This is a genomic window from Xenophilus sp. (assembly GCF_044462705.1).
GTDB lineage: Bacteria > Pseudomonadota > Gammaproteobacteria > Burkholderiales > Burkholderiaceae_C > Xenophilus > Xenophilus azovorans.
The window spans coordinates 1-5,221 of the sequence record NZ_JBIQNC010000277.1 but is presented as its reverse complement, the minus strand read 5'-3'; the positions used below and the strand labels follow the sequence as shown (position 1 = coordinate 5,221).

Genomic DNA, 5,221 nt, shown 5'->3' with positions numbered 1-5,221 from the left:
AGAAAACTTGGGGCGGCCCGGCGTTTTCTTGAAAGCCGGCCCGGCTGCGGCTGCCTATTGCTGCAACTGGCCTTCGCTCAGCGTGTCGATCTGGAAGCGGCCGCTCTTGTCCCACAGCCAGGTGTCGGTCCACACCACCGCGCCCAGGCGTGCCGAGACGGGGTAGGGCGCGGCAGCCAGCACCGCCTGTTCGATGCCGGCGATGGCGTCGGGCGCATGCGTGGGCGCGCGCAGCCAGTGCAGCGACGTGACCTGCCCGCGCGGGTCGATGTGCACCTGCAGCGTGCCGACGGCGTACAGCAGCGGCGGCAGCGGGCCGGCGTAGATGCGGCCGGCGTTCAGGGCATAGACGTGCCGCGCCGCGTCCTGCCGGTAGGCCAGGGCGCTGGCGGCGCGCGAGGCGGACGGCGTGCCGGAGGCCGTGCGCGGCGCCGCCGCGTCGGAGAGCTGCCCCGGCACCTTGCCGCCCAGGCCGCCGCAACTTGCCAGCAGGAGGGCGCAGCCCAGCGCGGCGGTCGTCAGGGCGGAGCGAAGGGATGCGGGGGCGCGGCGGTCGGTCATGCCGCCGGTTATACCTGCGGCGCCGGCGGCGCCCGCAACCGGAGGTGTCGTCCGTGACGGCCGCCGCCGGCGCCCTGGACGACCTGCTGGCACGACTGGCCGCCGGGCGTGGCGTGCTGGTGCGCGTGCTCTCCACCCAGGGTTCCGCGCCGCGCGAGGCCGGCACCTGGATGGCCGTGTGGCCCGACGCGATCACCGGCACCATCGGCGGCGGGCAGCTCGAATTCCAGGCCGTGGCGCAGGCGCGGGCGCTGCTGGCGGGCCAGGGCGGCGCCGTGCCGGCGGACGGCTCGCCCGTGCGCTACCCGCTCGGCCCCAGCCTGGGCCAGTGCTGCGGCGGCGTGGTGTTCCTCGGCTTTCGCGTCGTCGGCGCGGCCGATGCGCCCGCGCTGCGCGCGGAACTGACGGACCACCTGGCGCCCGTGGCGCTGTTCGGCGGCGGCCACGTGGGCGCCGCCATCGTGCGGCTGCTGGCCGCGCTGCCCTACCGCGTGCGCTGGATCGACAGCCGCGACAGCATCTTCCCCGAGAGCACCCCCGCCCAGGTGCAGGCCGAGCACAGCGATCCGGTGCACGCGGCGGTGGCCGACCTCGCGCCCGGCTCCCAGGTGCTCATCATGAGCTTCAGCCATGCCGAAGACCTGGACATCGTCATCGCCTGCCTCAAGCGCCTGCGCGAGCACGGCGACCTGCCCTACGTCGGCCTGATCGGCAGCAAGACCAAGTGGGCGACCTTCCGCCACCGGCTGGCGGCGCGCGGCTTCACCGAGGAGGAGATGGCGCGCATCACCTGCCCCATCGGCGTGCCGGGCATCACCGGCAAGGAGCCGGAGGTGATCGCCGTGGCCGTGGCGGCCCAACTCTTGCAAAGGCGGGAGACATCGGGTTAACCCGGTGTGCGCGCGCACCGCGCCGTCTTGGAAGCGTTCAAGAAACTGTATACACTTTCGTCCACAAACTGTGCCGCAGCGGAGCGGGAAGCATCACCCCACGATGCCCATCGTTCGCGGCCCTTTCTGCTCACAGCGCCCGCGGTGGTGAGCAGACGAGAACAACCACAAAAGGGTTGAGCGATGGAAAGCTACTACCTCGACTGGGCCAACCTCCTGCTGCGCTGGGTCCACGTCATCACCGCGATCGCCTGGATCGGCGCCTCCTTCTACTTCGTGATGCTGGACAACAGCCTGGAGAAGCCGAAGGACGAGGAGTCGATCGACAAGGGCGTGGGCGGCGAGCAGTGGGCGGTGCACGGCGGCGGCTTCTACAACATGCAGAAGTACGCGGTGGCGCCCAAGAAGATCCCCGACCACCTGCACTGGTCCTTCTGGGAAAGCTACTCCACGTGGATCTCGGGCTTCGCGCTGTTCACGATGTCCTACCTGTGGAATGCCAGCACCTACCTCATCGACAAGAGCAAGATGGACTGGCAGCCCGGCGCCGCCATCGGCGTGGCGCTGGCCTTCTTCGTCGTGTTCTGGATGGTGTACGACGGCATCTGCCAGGTCTTCGGCCGCCGCAAGAACGGCGACACCATCGTCGGCGTGCTGATCGCGGTCTTCATCGCCTTCGCCACCTGGCTGGCCTGCCAGTGGTTCGCCGGCCGCGCCGCCTTCCTGCTGGTGGGCGCGATGATGGCCACGACCATGAGCGCCAACGTGTTCTTCTGGATCATTCCCGGCCAGCGCAAGAGCGTGGCGGCGCTGCGCGAGGGCAAGCCGGTGGACCCGATCCACGGCCAGCGCGGCAAGCAGCGCAGCGTGCACAACACCTACTTCACGCTGCCGGTGCTGTTCGCGATGCTGTCCAACCACTACAGCTTCACCTACACGCACAAGTACAACTGGATCGTGCTGCTGCTGATCATGCTCGGCGGCGCGGCAATCCGGCAGTTCTTCGTGGTGCGCCACCGCTGGAAGCTGGGCAACGCGAAGAACCCGCTGGGCTATGCGCTGTTCGGCATCGCGGTGCTGGGCCTGACCATCGTGTGGATGCAGCCCGAGCCGGCCGCGCCCGTGCCGGCGGCCGCCAAGGCGGCGCAGGTGAACTATGCCGACGTGCAGAAGGTGCTGGAGCAGCGCTGCTACATGTGCCACGGCGCGGCGGTGCAGCAGAAGAACGTGCGCGTCGACACGCCCGACCAGGTGGCGCTGCACGCCCAGGGCATCTACCAGCAGGTGGTGGCGGCCAAGACCATGCCGCTGAACAACGCGACGCAGATGACCGACGCGGAGCGGGCGTTGATCGGGCGCTGGTTCAACGGCGGGGCGAAGACGAACTGACGGTGCTTGGGGCGGGCGGGGCAGGCATCGTGTGCTTTGGTCCGGCCCAGGCCCCTGTGAGGGCGGCGAGGCGCTTCGAGTGGAGCGGTCGGCGCTGCGCGCCGACTGCCCTGCGATGCTCGGTCGGCCGGGCCGGCGCAGAACTCGCTGCGTTCACTTCGTTCACTGCGCTCAAACAGCTGCGCCGAGTCAGATCACGAAGCGTGCCTGTCCTTCGGCAGGCACACAGCCCGGCCGCCCTGCGCTTCTCGGCGCTCCACAGGCGCGCCTCGCCGCCCTCACAGGGGCCTGGGCCTGCGTCCGTGGGCATAACGGAGGCCCCTCAGGACACCCATCACCCGTTCACGCTGAGCTTGTCGAAGCGCAGCACCCGGCTTCGACAAGCTCAGCCTGAACGGTGGTGGTTGGGTTCGGCCTTCCCTGCGGAAGCGGTTGAGTGCCCTCCACCCGTTCACGCTGAGCCTGTCGAAGCGCGCCACCTGGCTTCGACAAGCCCAGCCCGGACGGGAGGCGTGGATCGAGCGCCTAGCCGCTCCGGCCCCCCGGCCACGCCGCACACCACACGGCGTCGACCAACAGCGTGCTCAGCGAACGCCATTCGCCAACGCCACCGCCAGCCGGTTATGCCGCTCGACCAGCGGTTCGAGCTCCAGCGTCGCCAGCCGCCCCTCGCGTACCACCACCCGCCCATTGACCACCGTGTACGCCGCCTGCGCGCTGGCGCACAGCAGCAGGCTGGCCACCGGGTCGTGCACCGCCCCGCCGGCGAAGCCCGGCGCGCGCAGGTCGAACAGCGCCAGGTCGGCGCACATGCCGGGCGCCAGGTGGCCGATGTCGGCGCGGCCCAGCACCTCGGCGCCGCCGCGGGTGGCGATGGCCAGCGCGTCGCGGGCCGTCATCTCGGCCGGGCCGTGATCGCAGCCGAAGGGATCGAGCGAGCGCCGCACGCGCGCCAGCAGCAGCGCCTGGCGCGCTTCGGCCACCATCTGGGCGCCGTCGTTGCTGGCGCTGCCGTCCACGCCCAGCCCCACCGGCACGCCGGCGTCGAGCAGGCGTCGCACGGGGGCGATGCCGGAGGCCAGGCGCATGTTGCTGCACGGGCAGTGCGCCACGCCCGTGCGGGTGCGCGCGAACAGGCCGATGCCCGCCTCGTCCAGCTTGACGCAGTGGGCGTGCCACACGTCCTCGCCCAGCCAGCCCAGGTCCTGCGCGTATTCGGCGGGCGTGCAGTTGAACTTCTCGCGGCTGAAGGCGACGTCGTGGTCGTTCTCGGCCAGGTGGGTGTGCAGCCGCACCTTGTGGTGGCGCGCCAGCGCCGCCGCCTCTCGCATCAGGTCGCGGCTGACGGAGAAGGGCGAGCAGGGCGCCACCGCCACGTTCACCATCGCGCCGTGCGCGGCGTCGTGCCAGCGCTCGATGAGGCGCTGCGCGTCGGCCAGGATGGCGTCCTCGCGCTCCACCAGGCTGTCGGGCGGAAGGCCGCCCTGCGAGACACCCAGGCTCATCGCCCCGCGCGTGGCGACGAAGCGCATGCCGATCTGCTGCGCCGCCTCGATGCTGTCGTCCAGCCGCACGCCGTTGGGGTAGATGTAGAGGTGGTCGCTGCTGGTGGTGCAGCCCGCGAGCAGCAGCTCCGCCATCGCCACCTGGGTGGAGACGCGCACCATCTCGGGCGTGAGCCCGGCCCACACCGGGTACAAGCCGCGCAGCCAGCCGAACAGTTCCGCGTCCTGCGTCGCCGGCAAGGCGCGCGTCAGGGACTGGTACATATGGTGATGGGTGTTGACCAGCCCCGGCAGCACCAGGTGGCCGCGCGCGTCGATCACCTCGTCGGCCTGCTGCGGCAGCTCGGCCGCCGGGCCGATCGACTCGATGCGGTGGCCATGCACCAGCACCGAGGCGCCGCGCAGCTCGCGCCGCGCGTCGTCGAAGGTGGCCACGCAATCGGCGTTTCGGATCAAGAGGCTTTTCATCGGACACTCGTTCCCGTGATGCATTGGAGACCCAGGACATGATCGCACCGAAGCCCAGCGCGGCGCCCGACCCGCGGCGCGAACCGCGCGCCTTCCTCGAACACCTCTACCGCGCCGCCGTGCACCGCGCGCTGCCGCTCGCGAACATGGGCGCCTTCCTGCCCGCGCCGCCCAAGGGCCGCACGCTGGTGCTTGGCGCGGGCAAGGCGGCCGGCTCGATGGCCCATGCGCTGGAGGCGCTGTGGCCGAAGGACGCGCCGCTCGGCGGCCTGGTCGTCACCCGCTACCACCACATCCCGCCGCGCCCGGAGGGCCTGCCCCAGCGCATCGAGATCGTGGAGGCGGCCCACCCGGTGCCCGACGAGGCCGGCCTGAAGGCGGCCGAGCGCATGCTGGCGCTGACCGGGG

General features: G+C 71.2%; 5 protein-coding genes. 3 read left to right on the top strand and 2 right to left on the bottom strand.

Features of this window, described 5'->3' with window-relative positions; all coding sequences use genetic code 11:
- Positions 1 to 54: 54 nt before the first annotated feature.
- Complete coding sequence (locus ACIY1X_RS24550) at positions 55 to 561, bottom strand: hypothetical protein (protein ID WP_399685794.1); 507 nt, start codon at positions 559 to 561, stop codon at positions 55 to 57.
- Positions 562 to 614: 53 nt separating this feature from the next.
- On the opposite strand from ACIY1X_RS24550, the gene xdhC reads away from it, so the two are divergent.
- Both xdhC and ACIY1X_RS24540 read left to right on the top strand, forming a co-directional pair.
- The gene (xdhC, locus tag ACIY1X_RS24545) at positions 615 to 1,451 is read left to right on the top strand and encodes a xanthine dehydrogenase accessory protein XdhC (protein ID WP_399685791.1); all 837 of its coding nucleotides are present in this window, start codon (positions 615 to 617) and stop codon (positions 1,449 to 1,451) included.
- A 183-nt stretch (positions 1,452 to 1,634) separates the two neighbouring features.
- A complete protein-coding gene (locus ACIY1X_RS24540; RefSeq protein WP_399685788.1) occupies positions 1,635 to 2,840 on the top strand; it encodes a urate hydroxylase PuuD in 1,206 nt (401 codons plus the stop codon).
- 584 nt (positions 2,841 to 3,424) lie between these two features.
- On the opposite strand, the gene ACIY1X_RS24535 is transcribed toward ACIY1X_RS24540, so the two are convergent.
- On the bottom strand, positions 3,425 to 4,813 hold the full coding sequence (locus tag ACIY1X_RS24535) for an 8-oxoguanine deaminase (RefSeq protein ID WP_399685786.1): 1,389 nt from the start codon (positions 4,811 to 4,813) through the stop codon (positions 3,425 to 3,427).
- A 38-nt stretch (positions 4,814 to 4,851) separates the two neighbouring features.
- On the opposite strand from ACIY1X_RS24535, the gene ACIY1X_RS24530 reads away from it, so the two are divergent.
- The coding region (locus ACIY1X_RS24530; RefSeq protein ID WP_399685784.1) for a DUF4147 domain-containing protein at positions 4,852 to 5,221 on the top strand (370 nt) is incomplete at its 3' end.